The sequence below is a fragment of the Vibrio sp. Y176 genome, assembly GCF_033438945.1.
In genome coordinates this window covers 1-14503 of record NZ_JAWOQS010000008.1, presented here as the reverse complement: position 1 = coordinate 14503, position 14503 = coordinate 1, and the positions used below count along the sequence as shown (strand labels likewise).

The following is a 14503-nucleotide window of genomic DNA, read 5'->3' as shown; positions in this document are numbered from 1 at the left end:
CGACGTAATGCCGGGCTAACTTAAGTGATTTTTATCGATTTGGAACGTGAATCAGTGTGCCGTTGCGGGCTGCTCTCCACGCTTGTCTAGCATTCCGCTGAAACGGGTTAGTAGTAGAGCACCTAATACTACGATCGCGCCAATCCAAGGTGTGTGCATCAGCCCAGCATTGGCCACGATAAGGCCACCGCCCCAAGAACCCAGTGCAATACCTACGTTAAATGCAGCAATGTTGAGACCAGAAGCGACGTCGACTGCATCAGGTGAATATTTCTCTGCTAGTTTGACAACATAAACTTGAAGTCCTGGAACGTTACCAAAGGCAAAGGCACCCCAGACAAGAATGGTCACTACTGCAGAAATTGGATTAAATGCTGTGACACTAAACACGAGCAATACCACAATTAGGCCCGAGAAAATCGCTGTCAGAGCTTTGATTGGCCCCATAGAGTCGGCCATCTTTCCGCCCCAGATGTTGCCGAATGCGACTGATACACCATAAACCAACATAATTAGGCTGATAGCGCTAGAGCCAAACCCCGAAACTTCTTCCAAAATAGGAGCCAAGTAAGTGAAGGCTGTGAACGTACCACCGTAACCGAGCGCGGTGATTGCGTACACCAAAAGTAGACGAGGTTGAGTCAAGACTTTTACTTGCGATGACAGCTTGGTTGCTGGTGGTTGTTTCAGATTACTCGGCACTAGCAGAGCGCTTCCTATCAGTGCGATGATTCCAAGGATCGCGACGATTAGGAAGGTTGCCTGCCAACCAAATGTCTGGCCAATCCAGGTGCCAAGTGGCACGCCCGTCACTAGAGCTACGGTCAGACCGGTAAACATAATAGCAATTGCGCTAGCGGCTTTTTCTTTTGACACTAGGCCAGTGGCGATAGTCGAGCCGATCGAAAAGAACACACCGTGTGCAAGCCCGGTCAGTATCCTTGCTGTAACTAGTGTGTTGTATCCAGGTGCTTGCCAGGCTAACAGATTGCCAAGAACAAACAGTGCCATAACAGAAAGCAGAACGTACTTTCTTTTCCAGTTACCAGTCAGCGCTGTTAAAACGGGAGCACCAACCGCAACACCAAGTGCGTACAGGCTAACTAAAAGACCCGCTGAAGGTAATGATACGTTGAGGTCGGAGGCCATAGTCGGTATCAGACCGACAATTACAAACTCCGTGGTTCCAATAGCAAAGGCGCTAAGCGTCAATGCAAGTAAAGCTAAAGGCATAACAACTCTCTCTTATAATCATTGAATATGAATGGATAAACGAATAGCCCGTTTCCATGTCGTGTATTATTAAAGAGTTATTCGTTGCGAAAAATGGTGTTTATTACAAAATACTTTTGTTATAAATGATGAAAGTGCGCAGTTAAGAAAGGGGATGAAATGTTAACCCGATCAGATGAATTAGAGATTCTTATGGCAGTTGTGGATAGTGGTGGATTTTCTTCCGCTGCTGATGCACTAGGTATTCAAGTCGCTAGGGTATCTCGTGCGGTTAGTAAAGTTGAATCACAGTTGGGGGTAACCTTGCTGAATCGCACGACACGCAGAGTGGAAGTTACTGAGGAAGGGCATCAGTTTGTTGAAGCGGTTCGCTTAGGTTTACTACAAATACAGCAAGCTGAAGAAGAGATCATCACACGAGGTGAATTACCCAAGGGGCGCTTAAGAGTTGATGCCGCTAGCCCATTTGTTTTACATCAACTCGTGCCGTTAATTAAGCCATTTAAAGAGGCTTATCCTGATATTCAACTCGATCTTACCTCTAATGAGGGTTTTGTGGATCTATTGGAAAAAAGAACCGATGTGGCGATACGTATTGGACGATTATCGGATTCAACACTGCATGCTAAACCTTTAGGAACAAGCCCACTATTTATCGTTGCCACGCCTGGTTATTTATCTAAACGAGGTTTCCCTGAAGCGGTGGGCGATTTGCGCAGTCATAACTTGATCGGTTTTTCTGGCGCTAAAGTGTTAAATCAGTGGCCATTACGAGGGTTTGAGATGATAGAGCCTGATATCCTATCCAGCAGTGGTGAAACGGTTAGACAGTTAGTGCTGGCAGGGAACGGCATTGCATGTTTATCTGGCTTTATGGTGAAAGATGATCTTGATTCTGGACGGTTAGTGGCATTGTTTGAATCGGAAAAAATCACAAATACTGGACGAGAACAGGTCAATGCTGTGTTCTACAAATCTTCTTCAGTCTCTAAGCGTATTTCCGCGTTCATCGACTTTATTCAACCAAGACTTACTTTAAAATAACACTATTATTGTTGTTTTAACAAAAGAATTTTGTCGTTATTGCAGCTTTTGTTTTTCCAACTGCCAAGCCTAGCGTGCCACCCCTTAGTAAGGTGGCACATATTTTTATTTGATCTTAGTTAAAGCGTGGCAACACGTACTGAGCGATCTGTTCCATTGATTTATCAATTGGTTGGCTATTACGACGGAAATGCAACCCGATGTGATTGACTCCTGCTTCTTGCATTTTTTCTAGCTCATCGCTCAAGCCATTGACTCCGGCCCGGATACCAAAATGATGCCGAACGACTGGTGCATTTGGGTTATCGACTAAATCAAGATGAATAAAGCTGGCGTAGGGTTTGTTTCCCGCTACGGAGCGCCAAAGTGCAACGCGGTGTTCATGATCATCAGGTGTGCCTGGGTAGGCGAGCCAGCCGTCTAGGTTTTCTCCTATCCATTGTGGACTTTGCTGCGCTAACCCTGCGACATAGATAGGAATATCAGCAAACTCGGGTAATAACTGTAGATCGTTACCCAGTTTATCATTTTGCGTATCTTTCAAAATCTCTACACTTTCTCGAAAAGCTGAGCCACGGCTGTCAAAGTTGGCATTAAAAACGGGATATTCACTAGGGCGGTCTCCACTAGCCACACCGAGTATCAGGCGGTCACCACTTAACTCGTTGATGGTCGCAGCGGCTTTTTTCACTAGCCAAGGTTGTCTTAACGGTAATACTATCGCTGCTGTCCCTAGTAGAATGTTGTCGGTGCACGCAGAGAGATAGCCAAGATAACTGAACGGTTCATAAATTTGTGCCGCGTCTCCAAAGTTAGGGTCGTACAACGGGACATCTCTCACCCACGCTACGTTAAAGCCTAACTTATCGGCTAACATAATACGCTGTTTATGTGCACTCATGTCTGGTACGCCGAACGGTTTTCGTTGGAGCAGGCGTTTTTTCTGGCCTTCTTGGGTCCAGTCATTATCTAGGGGGAGCTCAACCCCGATGGTGAATCTGTTACTTAAATCTTTATGCATTATGAAGCCTGACTATTACTGTGAGTACTAGGAGGCAAGGTGCCTCCCTGATATTCAGGACACTATGAGATTTTTGTTGTGAGAAAAAGCGGCAAAAAGACAAAAGTGTTTTGCCACAAACAGCGGTGGTCTTTAAAGGAACTGGTGGTTCTCTACCTTGATTTCTTGCTTGATGAAGTCAATAAAAGAGCTGATCCGGCGTGAGGTACTGGCATTTTTGTAATACACCGCATGAACGGGCTGTTCGACATTATGCGTGTGTTCACTAAGCACGCCCACTAAGCGACCAGCTTGTCGGTCAGAGTAGGTCATAAAGTCAGACAGGCAAGCTATCCCCGCACCATGTAAGGCTAAACATCTTAGCGTCTCGCCATTATCAGATCTTAGGCTACTCATAATACGCAGAAGTTTGTTCTTATCATCCATGATCGGCCATTCCTTAAGATACTCCGGCTTGTTGAATCCAAGTAGCTTGTGATTGAGTAACTGATCTATTGAGGTTGGAGTACCATGTTGTCTTAAATACTCTGGACTCGCGACGATTCGAATCCGACTTTTACCAAGAAATATCGCGCGCATGGTTGAGTTTTGTAGCTCACCGATACGAAAAGCAATATCGGTTTTTGTTCCCAAAAGGCTAATATTTTCCTCATTGGAATTGAGATCGATTTCGACTTCTGGATACAAGCTCTGATATTTAGCAATGTGCGGCGTTAGTACGTGCAGTAAGAAGGGGGTAGCTGCGTTTATTCGTAGGAGGCCAGAAGGCTTATATTTCTGGCTTTTCAGTTGTGCTTCGGCATTCTCTACTGCTTCTACAATATGTCTGACTTTATCGAGGTATATCGTTCCTTCATTAGTAACATCTAACTTACGGGTTGTGCGATTTAACAAGGTCGTTTCGAGTTTGGCTTCTAGCCGAGATACCGATCGACTCACCGCAGAGACGGTCATCGATAACAGTTCAGCCGCAGAGCTGATTGAACCCGTATCGACCACGGCCATAAAGGTGCGCATTTCATCTAGAGTAGGTTTCATTGTTGAATATATTTCAAATTAGATTTGAGTATTGTTAACTTTACGGAAAGTTTCTTGCGGCGTAAAGTTTTGCTTCGAATCAACTATAAAATCGATAATTCAGGAGATTTAGATGAAAGTACCATCATTTGGCGTCGGCACGTTTCGTTTAGAGGGTGAAGTAGTTAAGGATTCAGTCCGTAATGCGTTAGAAGTGGGTTACCGCGTAATTGATACTGCACAGATTTACGGTAATGAGGCAGAAATCGGTGAAGTATTGACACAGTCCGGTATTGCACGTGATGAGCTATTCATTACGACCAAGAGCTGGGTTGATAACATGAACACGGAACAACTCATTCCAAGTCTAAAAGAGAGCTTAGGAAAGCTAAATACAGATTATGTGGATTTGACCTTGATCCATTGGCCTGGCAATAACAATAACTTGAACGAATACATGGCTTCATTACTTGAAGCTAAATCGCAAGGGTTAACCCGTAATATTGGCGTCTCCAACTTTAATATTGACTTGTTGCAACAAGCGATAGAAGTGGTCGGTAAAGAGAATATTGTTACTAACCAAATCGAGCTTAGCCCTTATTTGCAAAATCGTAAGTTGGTCAGCTTCATGCAGGAAAACGATATTCAGGTAACGTCTTACATGACCTTGGCATATGGGAAAGTACTTAGGGACCCAACTATTGCAGGTATTGCTGAGGACTATCAGGCCACGCCAGCTCAAGTCGCGCTTGCTTGGGCTTTGTCAAAAGGTTACGCGGTGATCCCGTCTTCAACTAAACGAGAGAATTTAGCAAGTAACCTGAAAGCACTTGAACTTAATCTCAGTGAAGAGGCGATTGCAAAGATAGATGCGTTGGAAAGAAATGGCCGCGAAGTAAACCCTGAAGGGCTAGCGCCTGAGTGGGATGATTGAGTGAGTTTCACGGGAAATCATTGTCTAAATGGCACCTCTGCAATCGCTGACTTCCTCAGCGTTTGACGGTAGTACAACACCATAGACGATAACGGCTCGCTTGTCTGACGATAGTGCGAGCTTTTATCTTTTTGGCCTATTAGTTTACTGTATTCTCCCGGCCTTCAATTTGGCCGGGAGACGTCATTTAGAGATCAATTACCATTCGATTGTAGAGCCATCAAATACGCGGAAGCTTCCGGATTGCTCAAGTGTTAGCTGTTCTGCGACCGAAACAATGCCTGCAACACTTTCCTCGGCAGAAAAGGTTGCGTCCTCACCGCCCATATCGGTTTTTACCCAGCCGGGATGAACTGCGACAGTTTTTACTCCTCGCGATTCGAGATTGCGTGCTGCTGATACTAGAACCTGATTAAGCGCTGCTTTAGATGCTCGATAACTGTACATGTTACCTGAACTGTTATCGCTTAAACTCGCAACTCGGGTTGAGATTCCCACGATGGTTTTGTGCTGACTTTTCGCAACGTTGTCTTGTAGTGCTTGAATTAGCAGGGCAGGTGCGACGGTATTTATGTTTAGTACTTCTAGCCATTTTTTCTGGGTCATTTCGCCAAGCGTTGCACACTGTTCGCCTAATACACCTGCATTCAGAATTAAATGATCGAGCGGGCGATCCGCTAATCGAGTGGCTAACTGATCGATATCTTGTTGGTTAGTGACGTCTAGAGCCATCAGTTGAAGTTGATTAGATTGGGTTACTAGTTCATTGAGCTGCTTAGCATTTTCTGGTGAACGACAAGTTGCGATAACTTGCCAACCTTTTCCAAGGTAGTGGCGGACAAATTGCAAGCCTAAGCCACGGTTAGCGCCAGTGATTAATACAGTAGACATCGCTTCTCCTACGTTGTTGAGTTGAACAACGACCATATTAGAGGCGACGTATAAGCATGTAATCAAAACAGTATAAAAATGGCCTAGGATTCGACATTGTCAAATCTTAAAGTTTGAGAAAGATGCTGGCAAAGTGTTTTAGCCTAGTGACCGTCAGTTCGGAGGCAGCACCGCTGACACCTGCAACAGCAACGACCTTACCATCCAAGTAAAGGGGGATCGCTAAGCAATTGAGGTTTGGCTCTGCCTCTTCTAAATCGAGTGCGTAACCTGATAATACAACCTGATTAAGTTCAGTTTCTAACGTCGGGGATAATTGGCTTTCAAGGCGCAATGTTCGGCGAAGCTCATCATCAAAACTAAGAAAAACCTTGCCGATCGCAGATGTTGTGAGTCCTTCTCGTTTCCCTCTCGGGCTACGGATAGTAAGAGGGTTATCCTGCTCTATAGCATCGATATACAAGTACTCTTTAGCGCCACTTTGTACAGCGAGGTAAGCAGTGTTGTTAGTCATTTGGGCCATTTTTTTCAGCAATGGAACAAAATGTTGTCGGATAGCTTCGTTTTTTTGTTCAATCGGCTTAGACAGTTCATAGCATCTAAACCCTAGGCTGTAGCTATGGTTGTGTTTGGATACATATCCAAGAGAGTGTAGAGTCGCAAGTAACCCGTGAACAGTCGTCTTATTTAACTGGATCGCATTACTGATCGTCTGTAATGATAGGGGAGACTCACTCATCGAGAGCAACTCGAGGATTAGAAAACCTCGCTCTAGAGACTGAATGTTTTTTCTTGCCTTGGGCACAAAGACTCCTTGATGATGGTGTTGCATCTGAATGGCTTACTGATGCTTCCACCTATAACAAACCACTACGCTGGTGGTTTGGCTTTATTAGAGAATATACTCAGCACTTAAACTGATCGGCTCGTTGTATGCGTCCACAAGGGAGTTTTTTCCTTGCTTCTTAGCATTGTATAACGCTTGGTCTAATATCGAATAGAGCTCATCAAAGTTGGTGAGTGGCATTGAGGTTGATAGATAGGCCAGACTCGCAGATATATTCAATTGATGGTTATTAAGCGAATGTACACTCTTTTCTGAAATTGTTTTATGCAGACTTTGTATTCTAAAGGGAACGTCAATCTCATCGACGTTTTTCAATAGCAAGATAAACTCTTCTCCACCTAAACGACCCAAGTACTCTCCCTTATTAAGTTTAGCTTTAAGCGCTTTGCACACCTGTTGTAGTACTAAGTCGCCAGTTGGATGACCATACTGATCATTAATCGCCTTAAAGTCATCTAGATCGATTAATGCTAGAACGTAGCGGAAGTCTCCTTCCGCTTTGGAGGTTTGGCTTTTAATCGTCTCTATAATTGCCGCTCTGTTTAATGCACACGTTAAGCTGTCTATTTTGGCTTTTAAGCGTGTTTGTCGCTGAACCATCAATGCCAGAGCGAGGAGAATCAATAAACAGAAAACAACAAAATTATAAGTGCGTTGTTGGTCTGTGAGTTTTTCAAACTGGTACTGACTTAGAAGAGTTTCGTTGTTCAACTGCGCGACTTGTAGATCATATTCATACTCTTTTTTAGTGAGATCTAGTGCCTCTAACGCCTTGATATTACTCGCGTCTCGGTTCGTTAGTTCAATCGTCGAGTAGGCCTTGTGATGCTCCAGTGCCTTTTTGTAATCATTTTGAGCTTGGTATGCTTTTGAGAGGAGTAATTGGGCTTGCGCTTGCAATAAGGGCCTAGCGTTTTTTACCGCTAATCTTAACGCAATTGTACCGTGTTCAATCGATTTTTCGGGTGTATGGTTCTTTAAATATGCCAATCCAGCAGCCAAATGACCCTCTGTTTCAAGGTGCGTATTCTCATAAGTTTGGGCAATGTTTAATGCTCTTCCAATGTAATCTACCGAGGTATCCAATTGCCCAGAATCGGCCAAAGCAGCAGATAACCCTAAATAGGTCAACCCTTGCCCGTATGGATAATGAAGTTGTTCGAGAATCGTTAATGCATTTTTGTAGTGGCTGATGGACTTATCGAGTTCTTTGGATTTTCTGTACATCGCTCCTAGACTATGTTCGACTTGCGCAACTTCAAGAGGTGTCCCTTCATCTTGGCGAACCAGTAAGGCTTGAATGAGATATTGCTCTGATTGTTCAAATTGCCCCAGCTCTGCAAGTAAATTGCCGACGTCATTGTAAATCCCTGAAGGATCGCTTTGCGTCGACATGTTGGCCATCAACTGTCGATACAAACTTAAGGCTTTTTCATAGTCACCGCGGTAATTGTAGTTATTTGCTACCACGCGCAAAGCAAGATCAACAGGGAAGTTTTCTTGATGCTTATGATTTAAGTGGCTCTCTAAGGATGAGCAATAAAAGTTTGCTTTGTGATAACGACCTTGTTGATTCAGCGTATAACAAAGTTGATAGTTCATCAGAGCCTTGCCTTCGGAATCAGATATTTTCTTCATTGTCTGTCGCAAAGAAGAAAAGCTATCTACTGAGGCCTCGTAACTACCATGCTTACGTTCATTTAACGCAAGAATATATTCTGATTCTAATTGAGAAAAAGGGTTGTCTAAGACTTGACTGCTGCCATAGTAAGGCTGATTTATGTTTGACATATATTCATAAATCAATCCACTTACGTAGAGCTTTTCGCTGTCCGATTTCGCTGTATGGTAGCGATCTTGAAGCATGCTCAATGCCGACTCAGGGTTGCTTCGTAGTGTGGTTTGGTAGACAGAGTGCCACTGTGTGATATTTTGGTTTGGTTCAATATCTTGAGTGTCGCTTGCATATACTGGAGTGAGCAAAAGTGACGCAAGCAAGGGATAGAGCACGCGCATGTTTAAACGAGCCTTTAATTTAAGGTGCCTTTAAAGTTGAGTTATCATAGCGCTTTTAACGCATCAGCGTTGTGATTAAGTTGGGTGTACTAAGAAAAAGAGTAGTAAAACTATGCACTTGGTCGAGATATTGAAAGAAGAGGCATAAAAAAGAAAGACCTCAACATAAAGTTGAGGTCAGAAATCTTTAATCAATGTAAAGCTTTGCTAGATCTTGAGGCTCCATTTCTTTGCCTTCTAACTGATCGTTCCAGTTAGTTCCAACAAGAACACCATCTTCAGCAAGAGTCAAAAGCCAATCTTCAACAAAGATATCTAATGGGATTTCTAGTACAGTAAAATCTGCCCATTCTTCAACATTATGTGCTTCTGCATCTTCTTTAGAAGACCAGAAAGGCATGACTTCGCTGTTTTCGAATTCAGTTGAATCGCAAGATAGCCAACCTTCTTCATTGCGTAAACCCCAAACCAATTGGTTTTCTTTCGTTTCTGCAACAAAAAGGTCAAGGTTCGCTTGGATATCTGATGTAAGTTTGCTCATTTCAAAACTCTCGTTGTTATGACGTGGCTAGAGTAACACTAAAGTGCCGATTCCTAAAGCATAATACGGTTGTCGAAATGAGTAAAAATAAAGGAGCCGAAGCTCCTTTTCTGAGGTTAAGTATTCACTTGTTTTTGTTTGCTTTATGCTCACAGAGCAAACAAAAACAGGTACTTTACCTTTCTGGAAGAGTTGTGAATATTGTCCACTCTCTTTTTATCTCGCCTTTGTAACCAACGACTGATGCGGTTACTCGACGATTTAAAGCATGACTGACTTCATCGGTCCCTTGCTGTGCTAAGTGAGTGTCACCAAAACCAACAATGCGGACTCTACTCGGTTCGATGTCGTAGCTTAGTAGGGCTTCACGGACATTGCGTGCTCGTCTTTCAGAAAGATCTTGGTTATGCTTTGAACCACCAACTTTACTAGCATAGCCGTGCAGCTCTATCGAAGTAGTAGGGTACTCTTTTAAAAAGTCGGAAAGCTCTCGAACTTGTCTTCTGAAGACTGGATTGATCTCATCAGAGTCGTTAGCAAAAAGTATCCGCACTTGCATGTTATCTGATGCTTTAATGTATTCTCCACAACCGTCGTTGTCGACCTCTGAGCCTTCAGGTGTACCTGGACACATATCTCGAGCATTGATGACACCATCGTTGTCGTCATCTTGCAAATCTGCTATTTGTTCTGCATTTGGTACAGGACGATACTCATATTCGTCTTCAGCAACAACGTGTTGAGTGATGGCGAGCATACCCAATGCAAATAGAATCTTCACTGGTTTCATGATCAGTACTCCACCTTTTCATTCCATTCTGTAGGTACATCGACACGCAAGGCATTTAACAATTGGCCAGTCGCGTTCATAACGCGGTACTTGGCGTACTGCTCTGAGTATCGAGCATCCAAGTAGTTCTTTCTCGCTTCGAAAAGTTCGTTTTCAGTATTTAACAAGTCCAGCAGAGTGCGTTTTCCAATGCGATACTGCTTTTCGTAGGCGATGACAGTTTCAGAGGCCGAATCTACGTGATCCGCTAGGAACTCTTTTTGTTGAAGTGTTAAATCTAACGCACTCCAAGATAGACGAAGACCTTCTTCTACTTGGCGGTATGCACGTTCTCTTAGGTCTTTTGCTTTATTTAGTTGGTAGGCAAAACTTTCAGCGTTGGCTACGTCACTACCACCGTTAAAGAGGTTGTAACGCATACGTAACATTGCTGTTGTCTCTTCGCTGCTTCCTTCGATACCGCTTGCATCATCACGCCATGTTTGAGCCGCTTCTACCGATATCGTTGGGTAGTAAGTTCCCTTAGATTGCTTGTATTGGAACTTTGCAGAGTCCACATCAGCTACCGAAATTTTGATTACTGGATGTGACTCGAATGCCAAGTCAATCGCTTCATCGATGGTGTAGGGAATAAAGTTTTGGTCCGCTCTTGGGAAAATCAATCCTTGTGGTGACTGTCCGACAAGGCGTGTAAAGGTGGTGTGGCTGTCATATAAGTTGTTCTGAGCTGCCACCAAGTTACCGTGAGCCTTTGCTAAACGAGCCTCTACCTGGGTTAGGTCTGCTGTAGAACCGATACCTGAGTTAACTCGCTTTTTAATGTCTTCATAGATCTTCTTATGCACTTTCAAGTTATTCTCGGAAAGTGTAAGAATTTCATAAGCTTTTACTGAGTCTAAATAAACTTTCGCGACCTCTAGAGCGGTGTCTTGGGCATCAGCTAGAAGTTGATAACGGACCGATTCAGCATCAGCTGCTGTTCGATCCATATCATTAAGTGTCGCTGAGCCATCCCATATTAGCTGGGTTAGTGTCACGGTGGCTTCTTTTCTTGTCAGATCGGTTGAATCTCGCCCTGACTCTGCGGGTTTGATTCCTTCGTAACCGATACCGGCATCTAAGTCTACGGATGGGAGGTAAGCACCACCAGATGCTTCATTCACATACTGCTTGCTAACGAATTCATTGAACGCACTTTTGATGTCAGGATTGGTTTTTAATGTGTTTTCAACCGCTTGCTCTAGCGTTTGCCCAAAAGCATGACTAGCGGTGAACATACCAATACAAAAGGCGTTGGCACGAGTCCACTTCACTGTGATTCTCCTAGATAATGGTAAAAATTCTCGAGGTGATAGGGCTTATAAGTGGAATACTTATAAGGGCGTCAATAATTTAGCGCACAATAACATTAATATGCGATGAAGTAACCTGTTGATTCGCTGTTCATTTGTTTCAATTTTGATAAATCAACCTACTAAATCTGCCTGAAACTTGAATTAAGATCTCAAATTAAAGATGAAGGTAATAGCTAGGAACGTGTGTCCAGATTTTAATAAAATAAAACACTTATGCATCTGGATTCTTATTGATGTATGACACATAATTACTTTATTGAGCATCAAATTGCTGTTATTGCACTATATATTCGGGCAATATATAGCAAATTAGTATTGTTAGTCAAAAACTTGACAGTTATTTAGGGTTAAGGTTTATATGGATCGTACAGCATTAGTGCCACTCGGTAATCAAGTCGTCGTAATAGGTTTGGATGGGCAGCTGAGAGTCCTTGCAGAAGGACAGCAGCCTCTACCAGGTGAAGTGATAGTGGCAATGACAGATGCTGCGCCTCAAGACCTGAAAATTCAGCTTGCTCAAGAGCAAGGTTTAAAAGATATTTCAGACGATGTAGCACAGATTATTAGTGCTATTGAGCAAGGTCAAGACCCTTCTGCTATTGATGAAGAACTCGCACCTGCAGCGGGTGAAAATAGTGGCTCCAGTTTGCAAAATAGTGCCACGATTGTACGAGATGGTACTGAAGTGCTAGCCTCAACAAACTTTGAAACTATTGGCTTAGAATCCCTCGGCTTATCTGAAACTCAAGCGTTGACCTTAAATGATTTCTTCACAACAGGTATCGAGACAAGTGGGGATGGCTCAAGTAAGCCACTTACTAATTCTCCAGTGACATTAAGCGCTGTTGAGGAAGATAGCGATCCAATCACGATAACTACTGAAGAATTACTATCGAACGTCAATATTGATGATGCCGATACTCTTGTCATTACAAACGTCACTATTGAGAGTGGGAATGGCACCTTAATTGATAACAGCGATGGATCTTGGACTTACATTCCAGAGGCTGACGATGACACTGAAGTGTCATTCTCCTATGACATTATTGATAACGATGGCGGTGTTATTAATGGCACTGCTAACTTAGATATTACGCCTGTTAATGACGCGCCAATAGCAACTAATGATGCGATTCAAACTGACGAGGATTCCCAGGTTGTAATTGATGTGCTCGCTAACGACAGTGATATTGAAGGTGATGATTTAATCATTACCTCTGCTTCTGTACCAGAAGAGCAAGGTATCGTTGAGATTATCGATGGTAAGCTTGTTTTCACTCCGGCTGAAAATTTCAATGGTAATGCAACGATTAGCTACACCATCTCAGATGGTGAGTTAGAGGATGAAGCTCAAGTTTCGGTAACAGTAAACTCAGTTAACGATGCGCCTATTGCCTCTAATGATACAACAATTACAGAGGAAGATAGCTCAGTAACGATTGATGTCCTGCCAAACGACACCGATATTGATGGCGATACGCTGTCGATTGAATCGGCGTCCGTACCTGAAGCGCAAGGCACAGTCGAGATTGTTGATGGCAAACTGGTCTTCACACCGGCTGAGAACTTCCATGGCGATGCTGAAATTACTTACACCGTGACCGATGGTGCACTGACCGACCAAGCGACGGTTAACGTCACGGTGAATGCGGTGAACGGCACACCTGTGGTTGAAAGCAACCTCGCAGACCAAACCTTGGCAGAAGACTTTACGCCATACAGCATCGATCTAAACACCGCTTTCAGTGATGTGGATAATGTGGATGGCGAGTTAACGTTTAGCGTCTCTGGTAATAGCAACATTCAAGTGGCGATCGTCAACGGTATTGCTACGTTCACTCCAACCGCAGACTGGAACGGCTCAGAAGCGTTAACCTTTACTGCCACCGATCCAAGCGGTGAAAGCGTCAGCCAAACGGTGAACTTCACAGTAGCGCCTGTGGCGGACATCGTGGCAGATAAAGCGACGGTTGTGGAAGACACGCCGACCATCATCAAGGTCTTAGGTAACGACACGTTCGAAGGCAACGACAAAGTGGTGTCGCTGGATACCAATAACGGCCCAGCTAACGGCACGGTCTCGGTCAACTCGGACGGCAGCGTCACTTACACGCCGAATGACAACTACCACGGTACAGACAGCTTTACCTACATCGTTACGTCCGGTGGGGTATCAGAGTCCACCACAGTGAACGTCGATGTCACGCCAGTCAACGATGCGCCAGTGGCGACCAATGACACGGCGATTACTGACGAAGACACGTCAGTGACGATTGATGTCCTGCCAAACGACACTGACATCGATGGCGATAAGCTGTCGATTGAATCGGCTTCCGTACCTGAAACACAAGGTACAGTTGAGATCGTTGATGGCAAACTGGTCTTCACACCGGCTGAGAACTTCCATGGTGACGCTGAAATCACTTACACCGTGACCGATGGTGCACTGACTGACCAAGCGACGGTTAACGTCACCGTGAATGCGGTGAACGACACGCCTGTGGTTGAAAGCAGCATTGCAGACCAAACCTTGGCAGAAGACTTTACGCCATACAGCATCGATCTAAATACGGCTTTCAGCGATGTAGATAACGTGGATGGCGATCTGACCTTCAGCGTCTCCGGCAACAGCAACATTCAAGTGGCGATCGTCAATGGCATTGCTACGTTCACTCCAACCGCAGACTGGAATGGCTCAGAAACCCTAACCTTTACCGCCACCGATCCAAGCGGTGAAAGCGTTAGCCAAACGGTGAACTTCACGGTAGCGCCTGTGGCGGACATCGTGGCAGACAACGCGACGGTTGTGGAAGA

The 14503-nt window shown here is 44.2% G+C and carries 12 protein-coding genes; 3 read left to right on the top strand and 9 right to left on the bottom strand.

Annotated features, from left to right (window positions below; genetic code table 11):
* Nucleotides 1-51: 51 nt before the first annotated feature.
* The gene (locus R7O13_RS18345) at nucleotides 52-1233 is read right to left on the bottom strand and encodes an MFS transporter (protein WP_176310984.1); all 1182 of its coding nucleotides are present in this window, start codon (nucleotides 1231-1233) and stop codon (nucleotides 52-54) included.
* 159 nt (nucleotides 1234-1392) lie between these two features.
* Here R7O13_RS18345 and R7O13_RS18340 point away from each other — a divergent pair, with 159 nt between their 5' ends.
* Nucleotides 1393-2277, top strand: coding sequence for a LysR family transcriptional regulator (locus tag R7O13_RS18340; protein ID WP_017635964.1), 885 nt, complete (start codon nucleotides 1393-1395; stop codon nucleotides 2275-2277).
* 115 nt (nucleotides 2278-2392) lie between these two features.
* Here the strand turns inward: R7O13_RS18340 and R7O13_RS18335 are convergent, their stop codons facing one another.
* Both R7O13_RS18335 and R7O13_RS18330 read right to left on the bottom strand, forming a co-directional pair.
* Entirely contained in the window at nucleotides 2393-3298 is a 906-nt protein-coding gene (locus tag R7O13_RS18335) for a TIGR03571 family LLM class oxidoreductase (RefSeq protein ID WP_033906134.1), read from the bottom strand.
* Nucleotides 3299-3430: 132 nt separating this feature from the next.
* On the bottom strand, nucleotides 3431-4336 hold the full coding sequence (locus R7O13_RS18330; RefSeq protein WP_318304412.1) for a LysR family transcriptional regulator: 906 nt from the start codon (nucleotides 4334-4336) through the stop codon (nucleotides 3431-3433).
* 112 nt (nucleotides 4337-4448) lie between these two features.
* Between R7O13_RS18330 and dkgB the strand changes: the two genes are divergently transcribed.
* Nucleotides 4449-5249: a 2,5-didehydrogluconate reductase DkgB gene (dkgB, locus tag R7O13_RS18325; RefSeq protein WP_318304410.1), complete on the top strand. Its 801-nt coding sequence runs from the start codon at nucleotides 4449-4451 to the stop codon at nucleotides 5247-5249.
* 198 nt (nucleotides 5250-5447) lie between these two features.
* Here dkgB and R7O13_RS18320 read toward each other — a convergent pair whose 3' ends face one another.
* The 6 genes from R7O13_RS18320 to R7O13_RS18295 form a co-directional block, all read right to left on the bottom strand.
* A complete protein-coding gene (locus R7O13_RS18320) occupies nucleotides 5448-6140 on the bottom strand; it encodes an SDR family oxidoreductase (protein ID WP_158173910.1) in 693 nt (230 codons plus the stop codon).
* A gap of 106 nt (nucleotides 6141-6246) precedes the next feature.
* Nucleotides 6247-6945, bottom strand: a complete 699-nt coding sequence (locus R7O13_RS18315) for an IclR family transcriptional regulator (RefSeq protein WP_318304408.1) — start codon at nucleotides 6943-6945, stop codon at nucleotides 6247-6249.
* An 87-nt stretch (nucleotides 6946-7032) separates the two neighbouring features.
* Nucleotides 7033-9003 carry a tetratricopeptide repeat-containing diguanylate cyclase gene (locus R7O13_RS18310; RefSeq protein ID WP_318304407.1) on the bottom strand — a complete coding sequence of 657 codons (1971 nt, stop codon included), beginning with the start codon at nucleotides 9001-9003 and terminating at the stop codon, nucleotides 7033-7035.
* Between the two features lie 187 nt (nucleotides 9004-9190).
* Nucleotides 9191-9544, bottom strand: coding sequence for a DUF2750 domain-containing protein (locus R7O13_RS18305; RefSeq protein ID WP_005377352.1), 354 nt, complete (start codon nucleotides 9542-9544; stop codon nucleotides 9191-9193).
* A gap of 175 nt (nucleotides 9545-9719) precedes the next feature.
* Nucleotides 9720-10334 carry an OmpA family protein gene (locus tag R7O13_RS18300; protein ID WP_005377354.1) on the bottom strand — a complete coding sequence of 205 codons (615 nt, stop codon included), beginning with the start codon at nucleotides 10332-10334 and terminating at the stop codon, nucleotides 9720-9722.
* Nucleotides 10335-10336: 2 nt separating this feature from the next.
* Nucleotides 10337-11647 carry a TolC family outer membrane protein gene (locus R7O13_RS18295; RefSeq protein ID WP_017635971.1) on the bottom strand — a complete coding sequence of 437 codons (1311 nt, stop codon included), beginning with the start codon at nucleotides 11645-11647 and terminating at the stop codon, nucleotides 10337-10339.
* Between the two features lie 400 nt (nucleotides 11648-12047).
* Between R7O13_RS18295 and R7O13_RS18290 the strand changes: the two genes are divergently transcribed.
* Nucleotides 12048-14503 (top strand): tandem-95 repeat protein (locus tag R7O13_RS18290; protein ID WP_318304405.1); only part of this gene is annotated, 2456 nt, incomplete at its 3' end.